The 18,767-nt window shown below is 73.7% G+C and carries 16 protein-coding genes; 11 read left to right on the forward strand and 5 right to left on the reverse strand.

All coding sequences use genetic code 11. From position 1 onward, the window contains the following. The first annotated feature begins 272 nt into the window (after nucleotides 1-272). Nucleotides 273-1,085, forward strand: a complete 813-nt coding sequence (locus AB0O82_RS37070) for a slipin family protein (protein ID WP_363589203.1) — start codon at nucleotides 273-275, stop codon at nucleotides 1,083-1,085. 81 nt (nucleotides 1,086-1,166) lie between these two features. On the opposite strand, the gene AB0O82_RS37075 is transcribed toward AB0O82_RS37070, so the two are convergent. After that, nucleotides 1,167-1,784: a TetR/AcrR family transcriptional regulator C-terminal ligand-binding domain-containing protein gene (locus AB0O82_RS37075; protein ID WP_363589205.1), complete on the reverse strand. Its 618-nt coding sequence runs from the start codon at nucleotides 1,782-1,784 to the stop codon at nucleotides 1,167-1,169. Nucleotides 1,785-2,292: 508 nt separating this feature from the next. Between AB0O82_RS37075 and AB0O82_RS37080 the strand changes: the two genes are divergently transcribed. The 4 genes from AB0O82_RS37080 to AB0O82_RS37095 all read left to right on the forward strand — a co-directional run bounded on the left by AB0O82_RS37080 (nucleotide 2,293) and on the right by AB0O82_RS37095 (nucleotide 6,716). Beyond that, nucleotides 2,293-2,574, forward strand: coding sequence for a hypothetical protein (locus AB0O82_RS37080; RefSeq protein ID WP_363589207.1), 282 nt, complete (start codon nucleotides 2,293-2,295; stop codon nucleotides 2,572-2,574). Nucleotides 2,575-2,674: 100 nt separating this feature from the next. Next, on the forward strand, nucleotides 2,675-3,037 hold the full coding sequence (locus AB0O82_RS37085) for a metalloregulator ArsR/SmtB family transcription factor (protein ID WP_363589209.1): 363 nt from the start codon (nucleotides 2,675-2,677) through the stop codon (nucleotides 3,035-3,037). Between the two features lie 137 nt (nucleotides 3,038-3,174). Beyond that, nucleotides 3,175-4,536, forward strand: a complete 1,362-nt coding sequence (locus tag AB0O82_RS37090) for an MFS transporter (protein WP_363589211.1) — start codon at nucleotides 3,175-3,177, stop codon at nucleotides 4,534-4,536. Nucleotides 4,537-4,670: 134 nt separating this feature from the next. Next, the gene (locus AB0O82_RS37095; protein ID WP_363589213.1) at nucleotides 4,671-6,716 is read left to right on the forward strand and encodes a heavy metal translocating P-type ATPase; all 2,046 of its coding nucleotides are present in this window, start codon (nucleotides 4,671-4,673) and stop codon (nucleotides 6,714-6,716) included. Here the strand turns inward: AB0O82_RS37095 and AB0O82_RS37100 are convergent. The 3 genes from AB0O82_RS37100 to AB0O82_RS37110 all read right to left on the reverse strand — a co-directional run bounded on the left by AB0O82_RS37100 (nucleotide 6,683) and on the right by AB0O82_RS37110 (nucleotide 9,752). Next, nucleotides 6,683-7,855: an MFS transporter gene (locus tag AB0O82_RS37100; RefSeq protein WP_363589231.1), complete on the reverse strand. Its 1,173-nt coding sequence runs from the start codon at nucleotides 7,853-7,855 to the stop codon at nucleotides 6,683-6,685. The two genes, AB0O82_RS37095 and AB0O82_RS37100, sit on opposite strands and share 34 nt — an antisense overlap. A 152-nt stretch (nucleotides 7,856-8,007) precedes the next feature. Then, nucleotides 8,008-8,967, reverse strand: coding sequence for an AraC family transcriptional regulator (locus tag AB0O82_RS37105; RefSeq protein WP_363589215.1), 960 nt, complete (start codon nucleotides 8,965-8,967; stop codon nucleotides 8,008-8,010). Beyond that, on the reverse strand, nucleotides 8,964-9,752 hold the full coding sequence (locus AB0O82_RS37110; RefSeq protein WP_363589217.1) for a phytanoyl-CoA dioxygenase family protein: 789 nt from the start codon (nucleotides 9,750-9,752) through the stop codon (nucleotides 8,964-8,966). The genes AB0O82_RS37105 and AB0O82_RS37110 overlap by 4 nt, the downstream gene beginning before the upstream one ends. Before the next feature lie 273 nt (nucleotides 9,753-10,025). Between AB0O82_RS37110 and AB0O82_RS37115 the strand changes: the two genes are divergently transcribed. Further along, nucleotides 10,026-11,585 (forward strand): metallophosphoesterase family protein, encoded by a 1,560-nt coding sequence (locus AB0O82_RS37115; RefSeq protein ID WP_363589219.1) that lies wholly within the window; start codon nucleotides 10,026-10,028, stop codon nucleotides 11,583-11,585. A gap of 72 nt (nucleotides 11,586-11,657) precedes the next feature. Here AB0O82_RS37115 and AB0O82_RS37120 read toward each other — a convergent pair whose 3' ends face one another. Beyond that, complete coding sequence (locus AB0O82_RS37120; RefSeq protein ID WP_363589221.1) at nucleotides 11,658-13,715, reverse strand: glycogen debranching N-terminal domain-containing protein; 2,058 nt, start codon at nucleotides 13,713-13,715, stop codon at nucleotides 11,658-11,660. Nucleotides 13,716-13,881: 166 nt separating this feature from the next. On the opposite strand from AB0O82_RS37120, the gene AB0O82_RS37125 reads away from it, so the two are divergent. The 5 genes from AB0O82_RS37125 to AB0O82_RS37145 all read left to right on the forward strand — a co-directional run. Continuing rightward, a complete protein-coding gene (locus AB0O82_RS37125) occupies nucleotides 13,882-14,916 on the forward strand; it encodes a LacI family DNA-binding transcriptional regulator (RefSeq protein ID WP_363589223.1) in 1,035 nt (344 codons plus the stop codon). A 62-nt stretch (nucleotides 14,917-14,978) separates the two neighbouring features. Then, nucleotides 14,979-16,232, forward strand: a complete 1,254-nt coding sequence (locus tag AB0O82_RS37130) for an extracellular solute-binding protein (protein ID WP_363589225.1) — start codon at nucleotides 14,979-14,981, stop codon at nucleotides 16,230-16,232. Next, nucleotides 16,222-17,298, forward strand: coding sequence for a sugar ABC transporter permease (locus tag AB0O82_RS37135; RefSeq protein ID WP_350884138.1), 1,077 nt, complete (start codon nucleotides 16,222-16,224; stop codon nucleotides 17,296-17,298). Before AB0O82_RS37130 ends, AB0O82_RS37135 begins: the two co-directional genes overlap by 11 nt. Next, on the forward strand, nucleotides 17,285-18,181 hold the full coding sequence (locus AB0O82_RS37140) for a carbohydrate ABC transporter permease (protein ID WP_363589227.1): 897 nt from the start codon (nucleotides 17,285-17,287) through the stop codon (nucleotides 18,179-18,181). The genes AB0O82_RS37135 and AB0O82_RS37140 overlap by 14 nt, the downstream gene beginning before the upstream one ends. Nucleotides 18,182-18,249: 68 nt before the next feature. Further along, a partial coding sequence (locus AB0O82_RS37145) for a trehalase-like domain-containing protein (RefSeq protein WP_363589229.1) occupies nucleotides 18,250-18,767 on the forward strand: 518 nt, incomplete at its 3' end.

The following is an 18,767-nucleotide window of genomic DNA, read 5'->3' on the forward strand; positions in this document are numbered from 1 at the left end:
CGTCCTTCCTGTTCTTCGGCCTGTTCGTGGTGATGCTCTACGTCGCCACCGAGCGGACCAGGGCACCGAGAAGGGTGCCCACCCGCCCGCCGTCCGCGGCGTCGCCGAACGGACCGACCGGCGGAGCGGACGGCCCGTCAGGATCCCCGGCGCACGCGGCTGTCGATCCCCGCGGCCGGGGCGCATACTGTCCTGCGCGGCTCGCACCCGCGCGACAGGGCCCGTTCCGGACCCGGCCCGGGCTGCGCCGCTACGGGGAAGGTCGGACGAACGTGGCAATTGTCGTTCTCGTCGTCGTGCTGGCGCTGCTCTGGCTGATCACCGGCGTTCGGGTGGTGCAGCAGTACGAGCGCGGCGTGGTGTTCCGGCTCGGCCGGGTGCGCGAGCAGGTCCGCCAGCCGGGCCTCACCCTGCTGGTGCCGGTGGTCGACCGGATGCGCAAGGTCAACGTCCAGGTCGTCACCATGCCGGTGCCCGCCCAGGAGGGCATCACCAAGGACAACGTCTCCGTCAGCGTCGACGCCGTGCTGTACTTCCGCGTCGTCGAGCCGGTCAAGGCCACGGTGGACGTCCAGAACTACTCCTTCGCGATGCTTCAGGTCGCCCAGACCTCGCTGCGCTCGATCATCGGCAAGAGCGAGCTGGACGACCTGCTCTCCGGCCGGGAGAACCTGCACCAAGGGCTGGAGGTCATGCTGGAGAGCCCGGCCACCGGGTGGGGCGTGCACATCGACCGGGTGGAGATCAAGGACGTCAGCCTGCCCGACTCGATGAAGCGCTCGATGGCCCGCCAGGCGGAGGCCGACCGCGAGCGGCGGGCCCGGATCATCACCGCGGACGGCGAGTTCCAGGCCGCCGCCAAGCTCGCCGAGGCCGCCGTCACGATGTCCGAGACCCCGGCGGCGATGCAACTGCGGCTGCTGCAGACGGTGGTCGAGGTCGCGGCGGAGAAGAACTCGACGCTGGTGCTTCCGTTCCCGGTGGAGCTGCTGCGCTTCTTCGAGGCCTCCGCCGCCCGGGCCGCCGAGGCGGGCTCCGGGCCGGCGCCCGCCGTCCCGGCCCAGGCGCCGTCCGACGCGGGCTGACGGCCCGCCCGCACGGCCACGGCCGGTCCGGGGCCCACCCCGGACCGGCCGTCGGCCATCAGCCATCGGCCTGACCGTCCGTCACGGACGGACGATCGGCAGCAGCACCTCGTCGACGATCTCCGCCGGGTCGAGCTGCGCCGGCGCGCCGCCGCACATCTTGATCCGGTACAGCATCAGCGCCGGGACGACGTCGGTGACCAGGGGGGTGACGGACCCGGGGCGGACCTCGCCCCGGGTGGCACCGCGGGCGAGCACCTCGGCGATCAGCGCGGCGGTGGGCTCCACCACCCGCTCCAGCACGATCGCCAGGAAGGTGTGGGCCCGGTGCCGGTCCAGCTCGCCCATGATGGCCCGCACGGCGGCCCCGGGTTCGCTCAGCATCGCCGCGCGCAGCCTGGTCACCACCTCCAGCAGGTCCCCGCGCAGGCCGCCGGTGTCGGGCGGCGGGCCGGCCGGGGGCAGGCAGGCGCGCAGCGCGTCCTTGACCAGTTCCTCCTTGGAGGGCCAGCGCCGGTAGAGCGCGGCCTTGCCGGTCTGCGCGGCGGCGGCGACGCCCTCCATGGTGAGCCGGGCGTAGCCGTCGGCGGTGAGCTGCTGGAGGGCGGCCTCGAAGATGGCGTTCTCCAGCGCCTCGCCGCGCCTGCGGAGCGGGGCGCCCGTCGCCGGTCCGCGCGCGACTGCGGGTTCAGCGGGCATGGCTGCGCACCTTCTTCGGTTCCACCTCTCGACACGCCCGTTCACCGGCTGTCCGCAATGAACGGATGTGTTCCCTATATCCAGGGCCACTGTCGATGTTAGTGAACGAACCCGTCCCGTCCCAATCGTTCGCCCCCCGGCCGTCGCGGACCGCGCCGGCGCCGTCTGACCGGCCTGCCATGGCTCTCCCTCCCCTCGCCCGCGTATCGACGGCCGTCCGCCCGACGCGCCGCCCCGCCGGAGCGCGATCGCGTCCGGGCCGGAGGCCCTCGATACGCGGGGCCGCCGTCAGGACACCGTCAGTGACGACGCCCGCGCAGTCAAGGGGGCGTCAGGATCGCCCGCCCCCCGAGGGTCCGCGGCCTAGGCTCGGACTCGTCCCCGCCCGGCTGACGCGGGCCCGGCGCCCCGTCACCGCCCTCCGGAGCATCCACAAGACACGCCCTCAGCCGCCCACACCCGATCGATCCGCCGCGTCGGACGATACGTCAACGAAGGTGAGGTCCCCGTGGCCGTTCTCGGCGCCTTCCACCGCCGCCAGCCCCTCCCCGCCAGCTGGCCCGCATCCGCACCGGCGCGCGGCTCGGTCGCCGCGACCCTGTCCGCGATCGTGCGCAGGCTCGCCGACAGCCCCCTGGACAATTCCGTGCTCCAGGCCGTGGGCGCCCCGACCGCCTCCAGGGGCGCCGGCGCCGCTCGCCGCACGGTGCGGATGCGGGCCAGCTGGCGGGCCGTCACCACCCCCGACGGCACCCGCCGGCTCGAAGCCCGCTGGGGCCCCGGTCGCTGAACACCCCGAGAGCCGGGCCCGCCCGGCGGCCCCGACAGCGCGGAGCCATCACGTGCGCACGCGTGCACGCATCGGGCGCGCGCCGATCTACGATGAGCACATGAGCACAAGCACCGACCTGGCAGCTGCACACGGCTCGCAGGAGCAGGGGCAGGGCAGCGGCGAGCGGCTGGACGTCGCCGCGTCCGTCCTCGCCCTGCTCGCGGACCGCACCCGGCTCGCACTGCTGCACCGGCTCGGCGCGGGCGAGGCCGACGTCACCTCCCTCATCGAGGCGTGCGGGGCCCCGCGCACCTCCGTCAGCCAGCACCTCGCGAAGCTCCGCCTCGCGGGCCTGGTCACCACGCGCAGGGACGGGCGCCGCGTCGTCTACTCGCTGCGCCACGGGCACCTCCGGCGGCTGGTCGACGAGGCGCTGAACGTCGCCGACCACCAGATCGGCTCCCTGCCGCCGCACGACTGACCCGCCGCACGGCCGACCCACCCCCGCAGCCCGGAACGGCAGCGAGAGCCGCACCACCGTAGCCAACACGTGCACACGTATGCACGTGTTGGCTACGATGATGCCGCCTCACCACGCCGCCGACCGGGACGGGGCCGATGCTGTCCACACTGCGCAACCGCACCTACCGCCACCTGTTCGCAGCCCAGGTCATCGCCCTGGTGGGCACGGGCCTGGCCACCGTGGCGCTGAGCCTGCTCGCCTACGACATCGCCGGCGCCGACGCCTCAGCGGTCCTCGGCACCGCGCTGGCCGTCAAGATGGTCGCCTACGTGGCCGTCGCACCGGTGGTCGGAGCCCTCGCCGACCGCGTTCCGCGCCGAACGCTGCTGGTGGTGATGGACCTCACCCGCGCCGCCGTCGCGCTCGCCCTGCCGTTCGTCAGCCAGGCCTGGCAGATCTACGTCCTGATCTTCCTGCTCCAGGCCGCCTCGGCCGCCTTCACACCGGCCTTCCAGGCCACCATCCCCGAGGTGCTGCCGGCCGAACGGGACTACACCCAGGCGCTGTCGATGTCCCGCCTCGCCTACGACCTGGAGTCCCTGTTCAGTCCCGCGCTCGCCGCGGGCCTGCTCGCCCTGGTCCCGTACACCTGGCTGTTCACCGGCACCACCGCGGGCTTCCTCGCGTCCGCCACCCTGGTCGTCTCCGTCGCCCTTCCCAAGCCCGCCCCCGTCGAGCGGACCGGCGGCGTCCACGCCAAGGCCGCCTTCGGCGCCCGCCTGTTCTGGGCCACCCCGCGCCTGCGGGCCCTGCTCGCCCTCGACCTCGCGGTCGCCGCCGCCGGGGCGATCGTCTTCGTCGACACCGTCGTCGCGGTCCGCGAGCACTTCCACCGCCCGGCGGGCGCGGTCTCGCTCGCCCTGGGCACCTACGGTGCCGGCTCCATGCTGACCGCCCTGCTCCTGCCCCGACTCCTGCGACGGCTCTCCGACCGCGCCGTCATGCTCCCGGCCGCCTTCGCGCTCCCCGCCGTCCTGGCCGCCGTCGCCGCCGTCACCGCCGCGGCCCCGGGCGGCTGGTCCTGGGCCGCACTGCTGGCGTCCTGGGCCGCGATCGGCGCCGCCTGTTCCGCCGTCCTCACGCCGGGCGGGCGCCTGATCCGCCGCTCCGCCGCCGACGCGGACCTGCCCGCCGCGTTCGCCGCGCAGTTCTCCCTCTCGCACAGCTGCTGGCTGCTCACCTACCCCCTCGCCGGCTGGCTCGCCGCCGGCGCCGGCCTCCCGGTGACGGCCGTCGTCCTCGGCGCCATCGCCCTGCTCGCCGCCACCGCCGCCACCGCGATCTGGCCCGCCCGCGACCCCGCCAGGCTCGACCACGTCCACGCCGACCTGCCCCCGGGCCACCCCCACCTCACCGACGCCCACCCGGCCACGGACGGCTGGCTCCACGGCCACGACTACGTCATCGACCAGTACCACCGCCACTGGCCGCAGGGCCTCGCCGCGCGGGCCAACTAGGGCGTGCCCGGCGGGGGCGACAACCGCATCACCCGGGAGGGTCAATCCAGCGGGAATAAATGAAGAGCTGTTCATGTATTCCTGTATGGTCGACACGTCGCCCCGTCCTGCCCGCGTGGAGGAACACCACAGCCATGTCCGCAACCCTCACCGAGCGCCCAGCCGCCGCAGCCCCGCGCGGCGGCGCCGCTCCCAAGCGCCGTACGCGCGTCTTCGCGCTGGCCGAGGCCCGCTGGGCCGCCGCCGCGACCGTCGCCTTCCTGACCGCCCTGCCGCTCCAGCTGACCGGCGCCCCGGCCTGGGCCTGGGGGCCGCTGTACGCGATCGCCTACGTCACCGGCGGCTGGGAGCCCGGCTGGGCCGGCCTCCGGGCGCTGCGCGAGAAGACCCTCGACGTCGACCTGCTGATGATCGTCGCCGCGATCGGCGCAGCCTCGATCGGGCAGGTGATGGACGGCGCGCTGCTGATCGTCATCTTCGCCACCTCGGGCGCGCTGGAGGCGCTGGCCACCGCCCGCACCCAGGACTCGGTACGCGGCCTGCTCGACCTCGCCCCCACCACCGCCACCCGCCTGCTGGACGACGGCGGCGAGGAGACCGTCGCCACCGAGGACCTGGTGGTCGGCGACACCATCCTGATCCGCCCCGGCGAGCGCGTCGGCGCCGACGGCCGCGTCCTGGACGGCGCGAGCGAGATCGACCAGGCCACCATCACCGGTGAGCCGCTGCCGGCCGCCAAGCAGCAGGGCGACGAGGTCTTCGCCGGCACCCTGAACGGCACCGGCGCCCTGCGCGTGAAGGTCGAGCGCGACGCCTCCGATTCGGTGATCGCCCGGATCGTCGCCATGGTCGAGGAGGCCTCGGAGACCAAGGCCCCCACCCAACTGTTCATCGAGAGGGTCGAGCAGCGCTACTCCCTGGGCATGGTCTTCGCGACCCTCGCCGTCTTCCTGGTCCCGCTGGCCTTCGGGGCCGCCGTGACCGGCTCGTTGCTGCGGGCGATGACCTTCATGATCGTCGCCTCGCCCTGCGCGGTGGTGCTGGCCACCATGCCGCCGCTGCTGTCCGCGATCGCCAACGCCGGCCGCCACGGCGTCCTGGTGAAGTCCGCCGTCGTGATGGAGCGGCTCGGGCAGGTCGACGCGGTGGCGCTGGACAAGACCGGCACCCTCACCGAGGGCACCCCCCGGATCACCGACCTGCTCCCCCTCACCGGCAGCGGCCTGGACGAGGACGAACTGCTGGCCCTGGCGGGCGCCGCCGAGCACCCCAGCGAGCACCCGCTGGCCCGCGCGGTGGTCGACGCCGCCCGCCGACGCGGCCTCGACCTGCCGGTCGCCGAGGGCTTCGCCTCCACCCCCGGCATCGGGGTGACCGCCACCGTCTCCGGTGCCGTCATCGCGGTCGGCGCCCCCGCCCGGCTCCTCGACGGCGCCGCCGACGCGCCCTCCACCGAGGCGGAGGCCACCGCCGCAGCCGTCGCCGTCGCCGTCGCCGAGGAGCTGGAGCGCGACGGGCGCACCGCCGTCCTGGTCCAGCGCGACGGCGTCCCGGTCGGCGTGCTCGGCATCGCCGACCGCCTGCGTCCCGACGCCGCCGCCACCGTCACCGCCCTGGCGGCCCTGACCGGCGCCGCCCCGGTGCTGGTGACCGGCGACAACCCGCGCGCCGCCGCCCGCCTCGCCGCCGAGGTCGGCATCACCGACGTCCGCGCCGGGCTGCTCCCCCAGGACAAGGTCGCCGCCGTCCAGGAGCAGGAGCGGGCCGGGCGCAAGGTGCTGGTGATCGGCGACGGCGTCAACGACGCCCCCGCCCTCGCCGCCGCCCACACCGGCATCGCGATGGGCCGGGCGGGCTCCGACCTGGCGCTGGAGACCGCCGACGCGGTCGTCGTCCGCGACGAACTCGCGACCGTCCCCACGGTGATCGCGCTGTCCCTGGCGGCCCGGCGGCTGGTCGTCCAGAACCTGGTGATCGCCTCGGTGTTCATCTCCGGCCTGGTCGTGTGGGACCTGGTCGCCACCCTGCCCCTGCCGCTCGGCGTCCTCGGCCACGAGGGCTCGACCGTCATCGTCGGCCTCAACGGCCTGCGGCTGCTGCGCGAGAGCGCGTGGAAGCGGGCGGGCGCCACCGGGCCGCGGCCGGTTCAGGAGCCGGCGCGGGCCCGGCGCAGCAGGTAGGCGCCGGAGGCGGCGGCGAGCAGGGCCATGCAGGCGGTGAAGACCAGGCCGGCGCGGGCCAGGCCGATCGGCGCGGTGAGCAGGCCGATACCGATCACCGGGATCGAGATGCCGAAGTAGGCGACCACGAAGAGCGCCGACAGGGCGCCGCCGCGGTGCTCGGCGGGAGCCGCGGCGGCGATCTCGCCGACGGCTCCGCGCAGGCCCATGCCCTGGCCGGCGCCACCCACCAGGGCGCTGAGCACCAGCAGGGGCAGGGCCGTCCAGGCGAGGGAGCCCGCCATCAGGGCCAGCCCGGCGATGAGCACCAGGCAGCCGACCGGGATCGCCCGGGCGGTGCCCAGCCGGGGCACCAGGAGCTGGCCGAGGGTGGAGGCGAAGAAGGCCGTGCAGACGATCAGGCCGACGACGGCCGGGCTGTGGACGTCCAGCCGCTGGGCGAGGAAGGCCGGGCTGACGGAGGTGAAGACGCCCAGCAGGGAGAAGCCCGCGAACGCGGCGAGGCCGGCCGGGACGAACACCCCGCGGACCTCCGGCGGCAGGGACGGCCGGCGCGGCCGGGCGGTGCGCAGCGGGCGGGCGCCGGTGACGGTCTCCGGCAGGAGCCAGGTGACGGTGAAGGAGGCGGCGAGCAGCACCAGGTGCACGGCGAACGGCAGGGTCAGGGGGTGGGGCGTGTACTCGGCGAGCAGTCCCGACAGCACCGGTCCGCAGCCCAGGCCGCCGATGTTGGCGGCGGTCGCGACGAAGCCCGCGCGGGCCTGGTGTCCGGGTGGGGCGAGCTCCAGGACGTACGCGGTGGCGGTGCCGGTGAACAGGCCCGCGGACAGGCCGGACAGCAGGCGGCCCAGGGCCAGCAGCGGGAGGCCGCCTTCGGCCAGGAAGGCGACGGCGCTGCACGCCGCGAGCGCCAGTCCGCAGAGCAGGACGGGCCGGCGTCCGACGGAGTCGGAGACGTTGCCGACGAGCAGCAGGACGCCGATGACGCCGAAGGCGTAGATGGCGAAGACGACCGTCACCATCAGTTCGGAGAAGCCGATCTGCTCCTGGTACAGCCCGTACAGCGGGGTGGGCAGGGTGGTGCCCGCCATGCAGACGGCGAAGCCGGCGGCCGCCCCGAGGTAACCCGCCCGGCCCATCGCGGGTCGCGCGGTCTGATGATCGGTCATTCGCCCACGGTAGGGCGGCCGTCGCCGTCGCAGCCACGGCTCGCGGGGCCGACTAGGCCGATCCGCCCAAGAACCGACGCCCGGCCCCGGCCCCGCCCGGCCCCGGCGTGGTCGGCCACCGGCTACCGGATCGCGCCGCGGTCCGCGGACAGGCCGTGGGTGGTGCCGCCCCCGGCCCGCACCTGCGTCGGGAGCGCTCCCCAGTAACGCCGGAACGCGGTGCTGAAGTGCCGGGTGTCCGCATAGCCGCAGGAGCGGGCGACGGCCGCGACGGACAGCGGGCGCAGCGCGGGATCGGCCAGGCGCTGCGCGGCGACGTCCAGCCGTCGGCGGGTCAGGTAGGCGATGATCGTGCACCCCGTCTCCTGCTGGAAGAGCCGTGCTGCGTGGCGCTCGCTCAGGTGGACCTGGGTGGCGACGTCCCGTACCCGTACCGGGCGGTCGAAGTTGTCGTCCAGGTAGCGGGTCATCCGCGCGGCGACCGCCGCCGCGCGCCCACCCGGCACGGGCGTCGGGCGCGGGGCGTCGGGCAGGCCGGCGACGACGCGGGCGCAGGTGAGGACCAGTGCGGGGCCGAGGGCGGCCAGCAGGTCGGGGCTGGCCGGCCCCGGAGCCGCGGCCTCTTCGGCGAGTGTCGCCAACAGCCGGGGAAGCGGGGTTCCGGCGGCCGGGACGACCTGGCGCGGGCCGGCCGCGACGGCGTCGAGCAGGGCGGCGGTCTCCGGGGAGCCGGGCCCGGCGGCCCCGCGCGGACCGCGTTCGGGGACCATCGTCCAGGACCAGAAGACGATGCCGAGCGGGTCCCGGGCGTCGGTGGTGATCTCGTGGACCTCGCCGGGGCGGGCCAGGAACAGCTCGCCGGCTCCGACCGGGTGCTCCAGCGCGCCGAGCCGGAACGTCCCGCGCCCGGCGTAGGCGTAGCAGAACTCGAAGTAGGAGTGGCTGTGCCAGTAGTTGCGCCATGGCTCGGGCGGGTAGAACCCCCAGTCCACGAACTCGACCCGTCGTCCGGCGAGGGTGGTGCCCAGCCGCACGGAGTTGAGCAGGGGCAGGGCGGCGCCCGCCCGGGCCAGTTCGGTCATCTCGGCTCGCCCGCCCCGTCCGTCCTGCGCGCGGTGGGGTCGACGCCCCGCAGCATCATGCCCTGACCGAGGGACCAGGTGTGATCGTCCGTGGTGGGCCGGTCCGCAGGGTCCCGGAACTGTACCAGCCAGGTGGTGCGGGCCTGGTCGGAGGTGTTCAGCCCCGAACCGTGCACGGTGAGGTAGCCGAAGAACAGGACGTCGCCGGCCTCCGCCGGGCACGGCCGGGCGTCCTGGAGCGGCCAGGTGTCGGGCGGCAGGTGCCAGCTGCCGTCCTCGACGTGCGGCAGCGGGCCCTTCCGGTGGCTGCCGGGGACGGCCCTGATGCAGCCCTTCTCCTCCGGGGCGTCGTCGAAGTGGAAGACCGCGGCCGCGACGGTGTGCCGGGCGTGCGGGAAGAACGGGTGGTCCTGGTGCAGGGGGAAGGGGGAGCCGGTCTCCGGAGGCTTGATGAACATCTTCGTGTGGTGCAACTGGAGGTTGGGCCCACCGAGCAGTGCGGCCGCGACGTCCGTGAACCTGGGGTCGACCAGCAGCCGGGCGAAGGCCGCCGAGTGGAACTGCGCGTCGTGGGCGTGCTTGAGGGCCGTGCGTCCGGCGGACGCACCCGCGACGGTGCGCGCGCTGGCCCAGGTCGGGTCGGCGTCGGAGTCGAGGCGGGCGGCCAGGGCGTGGCACTCCTCCCGCATCGCCGCCGCCTCCTGTCGGCTGATCAGGTTCTTGACGAGGAGGAAGCCGTTCTCGTGGTAGGCGGCGAGGTCGTCGGGGCTGAGGGGTTCGTTCATGGCCTCGACCGTAGGCGTGGGGGCCGGGCCGGACCGAGGGGCGATACGGACGGCCCGGTGGGTTATCCGGACATCGGCCCGCGCGTTCACGTCCCTCCCGCCGGGCCGCAACCGAGCAGGTGGCGGCGCTCCCGAGGCGGGGAGCGCCCCCGCCCCGATGTCCGGGCACCGTCGCCTCGATGCCCGAGCACCCCCAACTGGCGTGCGGTGCGGCCGAATCCGCACGTGTCCGCCCTCTTGTCAAAGGTTAGGGATGTTTCCTAACTTAATGTCATGTCCGAGACCACACGGCACTCCCGGCGCGACCTCCTGCGAGTGAGCGCGGCGGGCGGTGCCGCCTTCGCCGCGGGCAGCCTCCTGCTGCCCGGCGCCGCCCAGGCCGCCCCCCGCCCGACCGCCCTCGACACCCCGACCCTCCCCGCACCCCGCAGCGACCGGACCGCCGGGTCCGCGCTGCGCCCCTTCGGCCGGCACCTGGCCTTCGGGGCCGATCCCTCCCAACAGGTCGTCGTCTCCTGGCAGGTGCCGGGCGCGGTGACCGCCCCCTTCGTCCGGATCGGCCTCCAGCCCGGCGACTTCGGCTCCCCGATCGCCGCCGAGGTCCGCACCCTGGTCAGCAAGCTGTCCTGGCAGCACCCGGTCGAGGACCAGCCCCTGGTCAAGCCCACCACCGTCACCCAGTACTACCTGCACGCGCAGGTGGACCAGCTGATCCCGGACACCACGTACTACTACGTCGTCGGCCACCAGGGCTACGACCCCGCGGGGCAGCGCGCCCAGCTCGGCGACGTGGCGAGCTTCCGCACCGCGCCCGCCCCCGGCCGCGGCACCGGGTTCACCTTCACGGCCTTCGGCGACCAGGGCGTCGGGTACAACGCAGCCGCCACCGCCAACCTGATCGCCGGCCTCGACCCCGCCTTCCACCTCCACATGGGCGACCTCTCGTACGCCAACAGCGGCGGCAGCGGCAAGACCAGCGACCCCTACGACGCCCGCCTGTGGGACTCCTTCTTCGTGCAGAACGACCCCGTCGCCTCCCGGACCCCGTGGATGATGGCGATCGGCAACCACGAGATGGAGGCCTGGTACGGGGCCGACGGCTACGGGGGCGTCCGCGCCCGGTTCACGATGCCCGACAACGCCTGGGCCCAGTCCACCGGCATCTACTCCTGGCGCTGCCAGAACGTCGGCCTGATCAGCCTCGACGGCAACGACATCTGCTACAACACCGCGGCCAACCTGAACTACACCAAGGGCAAGCAGAAGAAGTGGCTGGAGAGCCGGCTCGCCGCGCTCCGCGCCGACACCACCATCGACTTCGTCGTCGTCTACCTGCACCAGTGCACGTACTCCACCTGCCACGACAACGGAGCCGAACTCGGCGCGCAGCAGGACTGGGCCCCGCTGTTCGACAAGTACCAGGTGGACCTGGTGCTCAGCGGCCACAACCACGTCTACGAGCGGACCGACCCCATCCGCTCCGGCAAGCCCACCCGCAAGGTCGCCTCCGGAGACACCGTCAATCCCCTGAAGGACGGCACCACGTACGTCGTCGCGGGCGGCGGTGGCGGCGGGGTCTACTCCTTCCCCGTCGCCGACACCTACCTCGGGCACGAGACGAAGAACGACTCCCCCGTCCCGATGGTGGTCGCCGATCCGACCGGCCACAACCAGACCGTCAAGGTCACCTGGTCCAGGGTCCGTTACACCGGTTACTGCCTGGTGGCGGTCGACGTGACGCCCGCCGCCGCCGGCAAGCCGGCCCGCATGGCGGTGCGCTCGATCACCGAGGACGGCACCGCTGTGGACCAGTTCACCGTGCAACGCGGCTGAGCCGGCCCGCGCCCGGACGGTCTGCTCCCCGCCGGCCGGGCCGGGCGCGGCGGCGGGCCGGCGGGGTGCGCGTCAGCGGTCCGTGGTGACGGTGAAGCCCTGCGGGGCGCGCAGGTCGACGGCTCCGGTGTGGTCGGTGGACACCTCGATCGGCAGGCCGGCCACCGTCAGGCCGGTGAACGTCAGCGACTCGTAGCCGGCCGGGAGCTGGGCCCGCACCCGGAGCCGCCGGTTGGGGGCGTCGGCCTCCAGGCCGAGCAGTGCCTGCACCACCTGGACGGAGGCGGCGGCGGCCCAGGCCTGCGGGCGGCAGGAGGCCGGGTAGGGGACGGGGCGGGCGACCTCGGCGCGCGGGTGGCCGCCGAAGAGTTCGGGCAGGCGGTGGTCGAAGGCCGCCGCCGCGCGGACCAGGCCCGCGGCCAGCGGCGCGGCGGCGTCGTGCAGCCCGGCGCGGGCGAGGCCGTGGACGGCGATGGCGCTGTCGTGCGGCCAGACCGAACCGGTGTGGTAGCCGAGCGGGTTGAAGCCGGTCGCAGCGGCGTCCAGGGTGCGCAGCCCGAAGCCGCTGTCCATGCCGGGGGCGGTGAGCCGGCCGGCGACCAGGGCGCTCTCCTGCGGGTCGAGCAGGCCGGTGCCGAGCAGGTGTCCCATGTTGGAGGCGATCGAGTCGACCTTGTGCTTGCCGCCGTCGAGGGCGACCACCGGGTACGGGCCGTGCGCGTCCTCGGTCCAGAACCGGTCGCGGAAGCGCAGCCGCAGCTCCTCCGCCCACTGCCGCCAGCGGTCGGCGCCGGGCCGGCCGAAGGCCTCCAGCAGGGCGGCGGAGGCGACGGCGGCCTCGTAGGCGTAGGCCTGGACCTCGCTGAGCGCGATGGGGGCGTCGGCGATCCGGCCGTCGCGGAAGCGGATGCTGTCGGAGGAGTCCTTCCAGCCCTGGTTGGAGAGCCCCTTGCCGGAGCTGTCGACGTACTCCAGGAAGCCGTCGCCGTCCGCGTCGGCGTGGTCGGCCAGCCAGGCGAGGGCGGCCTCGGCGTGCGGCAGCAGGGCCTCGACCTGGTCCTCGGGCATGCCCCAGCGCCAGGCGTCGTGCAGCAGAGTGAGCCACAGCGGGGTGGCGTCGGCCGTGCCGAAGTAGCAGGGCGGCAGGTGGGAGCCGTTGTCGAGGTGCTGCTCGTCGCGGCGGACCTCGTGGAGGATCTTGCCGGGCTGCTCCTCGGTGGCCGGGTCGAGGGCGCGGCCCTGGCGGCGGGCCAGGGTACGCAGCGTGCCGGCGGCGAGATCGGTGCCGAGCGGGAGCATCATCCGGGCCGCCCAGAGCGAGTCGCGGCCGAACAGGGTGAGGAACCAGGGGGCCCCGGCGCCGAGGAAGTGGTCGGCGGGCTCCAGCGGGTCGGTGAGCAGGAGGCCGCGCAGGTCGTGGTGGGAGCGGGCGATCCAGTGCGCGAGGTGGTGGTCGCGGCCGGTGATCCCGGGGGTGCGCCACGGGGCGGCGTCGGCGGCCGGGGCGGGGAAGAGGTCGCCGTCGCGGTGCTCGGCGGTGCACTCCAGGACGGCCTGCCAGGTCTGGCCGGGGGCGAGTTCGAGGTCGAAGCCCAGGGTGCCGGTGTCGGCGGCGAGGTGGTCGGGCGCCGGCTCGACGGTGAGGGCGGCGCTGAGCGGGCCCTCGCTCCAGCGCAGGCCGTTCGGGCCGGCGGTGGGCGTGAGGGCCTGGGTGGTGCGGCCGGCCTTGACGGAGTCCATCGCGGCGAAGTCGCTCTCCGCGCGCAGGTCCAGGCGCAGGCGGGCGGTGAGGTCGCCCGCGTTGCGGACGGTGTACCGCTCGACGAGGCGGCCGGGGTGCAGCTCCCGGCGGCGTTCCAGGGTGACGGCCGGGTCGGGGGTGAGTTCGGCGATGCCGCGCAGCACGGTGACGAAGGTGGTGCGCCCGTCCTCGCCGTGCGCGGTGGCGACGGGGGCGTTGGGGATCCCGGCGACACCGGCCTCCAGGCGGGAGAGGATCCGGCGGTCCCCGTGGTAGAAGCCGTCCGCGCCTTCGCCGATCCGCCCGTCCGGGCGCGAGGCACAGAAGCTCGGGGCGGCCACGGAGAGCTGGGCGTCGTGCAGGAACGGCTGCAGGGCGATCGCTGACATGGTCTCTTCATCCTCGTTTTGGGGCTTGACAGTTGCTTCCACTCGGGCGCAACCTTTCTGCCATTGGAGCGTTCCAAGACATTAACCCCCCTGGTGGGGAAGATGGAACCCCGTATTGGAACGCTCCAAGATCTTGTCAATGAAGACAGAACCTAGGATCGCCGTCATGCATGCACACTCATCGCCCCGGCCCAGGACAGGGTCCGCCGCGACCCTGGAAATGGTCGCCGCCCGGGCCGGCGTGGGCCGTCAGACGGTGTCCAACGCGATCAACTCGCCCGAGCTGCTGCGCCCGCAGACGCTGGAGCGGGTCCAGCGCGCGATCGACGAGCTCGGCTACCGCCCGCACCGGGCCGCGCAGGCCCTCAAGACCAGGGCCAGCCGGCTGATCGGCTACGGCATCCGCTCCAGCAGCACCGGCGTCCCGACCCCGGTCCTGGACCAGTTCCTGCACTCGCTCTCCGAGGCCGCCGACCAGGCCGGCTACCGGGTGGTGCTGTTCGCCGTCGCCCCCGGGGACGACGAACTCACCAGCTACCAGCAGCTGCTCGACGAGCACGGCGCGGACGGCTTCGTACTCAGCGGCACCGACCGCGGCGACCGCCGCCAGGGCTGGCTGCACGAACGCGGCGTCCCCTACGTCGCCTTCGGCCGCACCTGGTCCGGCCGGGACGTCGGTGACTGGGTCGACGTCGACGGCTCCGCCGGGACTTCGGCCGCCGTCCGGCACCTGGCCGGGCTCGGCCACCGCAAGATCGGCTTCCTCGGCTGGCCGAAGGGCTCCGGCGTCGGCGACGACCGCGCCCGCGGCTGGCAGAGCGCGATGCGCGAACTGGGCCTGCCCGCCCGGGGCCGCCGGGCCGAGAGCCCGGACGACCAGGCGAGCGCCACCGAGGCCGCCGAACGGCTGCTCGCGACCGGCGCGACCGCGGTCGTGACCGCCAGCGACACCCTGGCGCTCGGCTGGTACCAGGCGCTGCGCCGCGACGGCCGCGCCCCCGGCCCGGACGCGGCCGTCATCGGCTTCGACGACTCGCCGGTCGCCCCCCTGCTGTTCCCCTCGCTGTCCAGCCTCGCCCAACCGCTCGACGCGGTCGGCCGCGAGTGCATGCGGCTGCTGCTGGAACGCCTCGGCGACCGCCACCGGCCGACCGAACACGTGCTCCTGGAACCGGAGCTGGTCCTGCGCGAAAGCGTCTGACCGCCACTCCCCCGAACCATCTCCGCCCACTCCCCCCACCCACCCTCGCAAGGAGATCCCGCATGGCCACCTCCCGCACCCTCGCCGCGGCAGCCGTCTGCACGGCCGTCGCCCTCGGCGCCGTCACCGGCTGCTCCTCCTCCGGCGGCTTCGGCGACTCACCGGCCAAGCAGTCCTCCGGCGGCAACCAGAGCCTGACGGTGCTGATCGCCACCTCCGGCGAGTCCGAGACGGCCGCGGTCAAGGCCGCCACGGCAGACTGGGCCAAGAAGACCGGCAACACCGTCACCGTGCAGATCGCCAGCGACATCAACCAGCAGCTCGGCCAGGCCTTCGCCGGCGGCAACCCGCCGGACCTCTTCTACGTCAACTCCGACCAGTTCGCGAACTACGCCAAGGGCGGCTCGCTGTACGCCTACGGCGACCAGATCCCGGACGCCGCCGACTTCTCCGAGCCGCTGCGCAAGGCCTTCAGCTACGACGGCAAGCTCACCTGCCTGCCCAAGGACACCTCCACCCTGGGCCTGGCGATCAACACCACGCTGTGGCAGCAGGCCGGCCTGACCGAGGCCGACTACCCGACCAGCTGGCAGCAGCTCTCCGACGACGCCGCCAAGCTCACCAAGGACGGCGTGACCGGCCTGGTGACCGCCCCCGACTACCAGCGGCTCGGCGCCCTGCTGAAGGAGGCCGGCGGCTGGATCACCAACCCCGAGCAGACCGCGATGACCGCCGACAGCCCGGCCAACAAGCAGGCGCTGGAGTACGTGCAGTCGATGATGAAGGCCGGCTCGGCCAAGTACGTCGCCGAGGTGGACGCCGGCTGGGGCGGCGAGGCGCTCGGCAAGGGCAAGGCCGCGATGACCATCGAGGGCAACTGGCTCAAGGGCGCGATGGCCAAGGACTACCCGAACGTCCAGTACAAGGTGCTCCCGCTGCCCGCCGGCCCGGCCGGCCCCGGCACCCTCGCCTTCAGCAACTGCTGGGGCATCGCCGCCAAGAGCCAGCACCAGGCGGCCGGGGTCGACCTGGTCAAGCACCTCGCCTCCGCCGACCAGCAGCTGGAGTTCGCCCAGGCCTTCGGCGTGATGCCCTCGCGCACCAGCGCGCTGAGCGCCTACGCCCAGAAGTACCCCGAGTCCAAGGCCTGGGTCGACGGCGTCGCCAACGCCCAGGCGCCGGTCACCATCGCCGGGTTCACCAAGGTGCTCACCCAGTTCAACACCGACCTCCAGTCGCTGAAGACGGGCGACCCGGCGGCCATCCTGGCCACCCTCCAGCGCAACGGCGAGCAGGCCATCAAGAATGCCAAGTAACAGCTCCACCGGCACGACACGCCGGCGCAGCCTGCGCGAGGGAGCATGGGGCTGGCTGTTCGCCGGCCCCATGGTCCTGGTCCTCGGCCTCTTCATGGTCCTGCCGATCGGGATGGCCCTGTGGGTCAGCCTGCTGCACTGGGACGGCCAGTCCAACCCGTTCAGCGGCAGCGCGGACTTCATCGGCCTGGACAACTACCGCCGGCTGTTCGCCGAGGACGGCCTGGACCGCACGCTGTTCGCCACCTCGATGCGCAACACGCTGTACTACGTCCTGCTGACGGTGCCGCTGCAGACGGTGCTGGCACTGCTGCTCGCCATCCTGGTCAACCAGCGGATGCTGCGCGGCCGGGGCGCCCTGCGCACGGTGTTCTACTTCCCGTCCGTCACCAGCTCGATCGCGATCTCGACGGTCTTCCTGTTCCTCTTCCAGGGCAGCGGCGCCGTCAACCGGATGCTGGGCTGGCTCGGGGTCAAGGGGCCGAACTGGTTCGCCGACCCGCGCGGGGTGATCTGGCTGGTGCTCGGCTGGTTCGGCCTGGACCAGCCCGCTCCGGGCACGGGCGGCCCGCTCGGGCTGTCCTGGTCGGAGTGGTTCGCCGGGCCCTCGGTCGCGATGTGCACGTTGATCCTGATGGCGGTGTGGACCACCTCCGGCACCTTCATGCTGATCTTCCTCGCCGCCCTCCAGGACATCCCGCGCGAACTGGAGGAGGCCGCCGCGCTCGACGGCGTCAACCGCCGCCAGCTGCTGCGCCACGTCACCCTGCCCGCCCTGCGGCCCGTCCTGTTCCTGGTGCTGACCCTCGGCCTGATCTCCACCTGGCAGGTCTTCGACCAGGTGTACGTGATGGGCAAGGGCGCGCCCGGCAACACCACCCTGACGCCCGCCTACCTGTCCTACTCGGCCGGCTTCGACAACGCCGACTTCGGGCAGGGCGCCGCCATCGCGTTCGTCCTGCTCGGCCTGATCCTGCTGCTCACCGCCGTCCAGCGGTGGGTCCTGCGGGAGCGGGACGGCAAGCCCCGCCGCAGCCCGAAGGGAGCCCGCCGTGCCGCACGCTGACCGCAAGCCCGCCGTGGACAAGCCGATCCTCGGCCGCTTCCCCCGGCCGCTGCGGCTCCTCGGGTACACCGTCCTGCTCGGCTTCGCGCTGCTCTACCTGCTGCCGTTCCTGCTGCAACTGGTGAACAGCTTCAAGACCGACCCGGACGCGGCCGCCCACCCGATGTCGGTGCTGCCCGACGGCGGCACCCTGGCCTCCTACCGGCGGCTGTTCGGCCTGGCGGAGGGCGTCGAGAACATCCCGTTCCTGCGCTGGCTGGGCAACAGCGTGGTGGTGACCGTCCTGGTGACGGCCGGCCGGGTGCTGTTCGACTCGATGGCGGGCTACGCGCTGGCCCGGATCAGGTTCCCGGGCCGCCGGCTGCTGTTCGCCTTCGTGCTGGCCGTGATGGCGGTGCCGGGCGTGGTGCTGCTGATCCCGAAGTTCCTGGTGCTGAAGAGCTTCGGCATGTTCGACAGCTACAGCGGCATGATCCTGCCGCTGCTGGTCGACGCCGCGGGGATCTTCATCATGAAGCAGTTCTTCGAGTCGGTGCCGCGCGAGATCGAGGAGGCGGCACGGATCGACGGCGCCGGGACGTTCCGGATCTTCTGGTCCGTCGTCCTGCCGATGTCCCGGCCCTCGCTGATCACGCTCACCGTGCTCTCCTTCCAGGGCTCCTGGAACGAGTTCACGCACTTCCTGGTCTCCACCCAGTCCAGCGAGCACGACACCCTCACCACCGGCCTGGCGCACTTCGTCTCCGGCGGCCTCGGCTCCGGGACGCAGTACCCGCTCAAGCTGGCGGCGGCGCTGGTCTCCACCCTCCCGGTGGCGATCCTGTTCTTCTGCTTCCAGCGCCACTTCGTGCGCGGCGCCAACTCGGGCTCGCTCAAGGAGTGAGCCCGGCCCGGCCCGGCCGGTACACCCCCTCTGCCGAACCTTCCTGTGAACCCTTCTTGGAGAACCACGTGCCCGCCCGTATCGAGGACTACGCGCTGATCGGCGACATGCAGACCGCCGCCCTGGTCGGCAGGGACGGCGCCGTCGACTGGCTGTGCCTGCCCCGCTTCGACTCCCCGGCCGTCTTCGCCGGCCTGCTGGGCACGGACGAGCACGGCTTCTGGCGGATCGCCCCCGGTGACGCCCCGCCCGCCCACCGGCGGCGCTACCGGGGCGATTCCCTGATCCTGGAACAGGAATGGGACACCGCCGGGGGCACCGTCCGGGTCGTCGACTTCATGCCGCCGCGCGGCACGGCGGCCCCGCAGCTGATCCGGATCGTCGAGGGCGTGTCCGGCACCGTCCGGATGCGCTCGGCCCTGCGGATGCGCTTCTCGTACGGGCGCGTCGTGCCCTGGGTGCACAAGGTCACGGACGGCACGGGAACCCGCACCGTCGCCGTGGCCGGGCCCGACTCGGTGTGGCTGGACGGCGAGTCCGAGACCTACGGCCGCGACCTGACCACCTACGCCGACTTCACCGTCAC

The sequence above is a fragment of the Kitasatospora sp. NPDC088264 genome, assembly GCF_040685715.1.
Taxonomy (GTDB): Bacteria; Actinomycetota; Actinomycetes; order Streptomycetales; family Streptomycetaceae; genus Kitasatospora.